The organism is Pseudomonas fontis (assembly GCF_028656955.1).
Lineage (GTDB): Bacteria > Pseudomonadota > Gammaproteobacteria > Pseudomonadales > Pseudomonadaceae > Aquipseudomonas > Aquipseudomonas fontis.
Window position 1 is genome coordinate 1 of sequence record NZ_JAMDGY010000151.1, and the last position, 1,287, is coordinate 1,287.

At 61.2% G+C, this 1,287-nt stretch carries 1 protein-coding gene and 1 pseudogene; both read left to right on the forward strand.

Going from position 1 to position 1,287, the window contains the following annotated elements; all coding sequences use genetic code 11:
• Positions 1–40 precede the first annotated feature (40 nt).
• Complete coding sequence (locus tag M5G11_RS27420) at positions 41–988, forward strand: fatty acid desaturase family protein (RefSeq protein WP_273925454.1); 948 nt, start codon at positions 41–43, stop codon at positions 986–988.
• Between the two features lie 47 nt (positions 989–1,035).
• Positions 1,036–1,200: pseudogene (locus tag M5G11_RS27425) on the forward strand (ATP-binding cassette domain-containing protein); the annotation flags it as partial.
• Positions 1,201–1,287 lie beyond the last annotated feature (87 nt).

Below are 1,287 nucleotides of genomic sequence, written 5' to 3' on the forward strand. Positions count from 1 at the left end.
TGGTGCTGATGCATTCATCCGGCTTATCGTTCGAAAACAAATCCCCGACGGCGCCAAAGAGCCATGGACCGTCATGCTCTGGGTTATCGACCTGCTGCTCCTGACACTGGCGTGGAACCTGTGGCTTGGCGAGTCCACCCTGTTTCAGGGCGTGGGGCTGGTCCTGGCCGGGTTCGCAGTGCTGCAGATCTACCTGATCCTGCATGAAGCCCTGCACGGCGCAGCGGCCAACAATCGCACGCTCAACAACTTCATCGGCCACCTCAGCGGCTGGATGATCGCCCTGCCCTTCCTGGTGCGCCGCCGTTATCACATGGCGCATCACACCTGGACCGCCCACCCGGTCAACGACCCGGAAAACAAGGCGATGATCGAAAAGTTCTCGGTCATGACCCACAAGCAGGAGCGCACCCTCGAGTTCATGTGGAAGCACTGGATCCCGATGATCGCCGCCAACCATTTCCTGGCGAACTGGCGGGCACCGTTCGTGGCTCGCGCGCAAGGCGACACCTCGGCGCGAATCCTCAAGGAAACCCGCTTCGCCCGCCTGTATCTGGTCGGTTACCTGGCAATGGCCGGCGTGGCATTTGCGTTCGGCCACCTTGCCGACCTGGTGCTGTTCTACCTGCTGATCTGGCTGTTCCTGTTCTTCATGGTGGAGCTGCTGAACCTGCCCCACCACGCTGAGGCGCCGCTGCTGGCCAAGGATGCCGAGCGCCTGCAGTACTGGGAACAGGACCGCGTCTCCCACGACTGCAAGAGCCTGCCGTTCTGGTCGCGCTTGGTAATCCTCAACTTCAATCTGCACATCGTGCACCACGCATTCCCTTCCGTGCCGTGGTATCGCCTGGCCCAGGCCCACAGCCTGTTGCACCAGCAGACCGACAACCCGCCTGCATCGCAGATCAATGAATGGGACTTCGCCTGGAACAATCGCCGGCGGCCACTGCTCAAGCTGATGGGGCACTTCTTTGATCGGCGGGCTTGAGCCTCGGTAGCCGCAGAGCACTAGCCCGGCGGTGCAAAGGAGCCAGCATGACCGCCCTGGTAGTCGAAAACCTCCGCAAGCGGTACGACAACAAAGAGGTCTTGAAAGGCGTTTCATTGCGCGCCGAGAAAGGTGACGTGATCAGCATCATCGGCTCGTCTGGCTCCGGTAAAAGCACCTTTTTACGCTGCATCAACTTTCTTGAGCGCCCGCAGTGAACGCTTGCAGCAACTCCTCAGGGGCGCTGTAGCCGCTGCCGACAGGCTGCGCTGGAGTCCGCAGGGCTCCCAAAAGCGGCG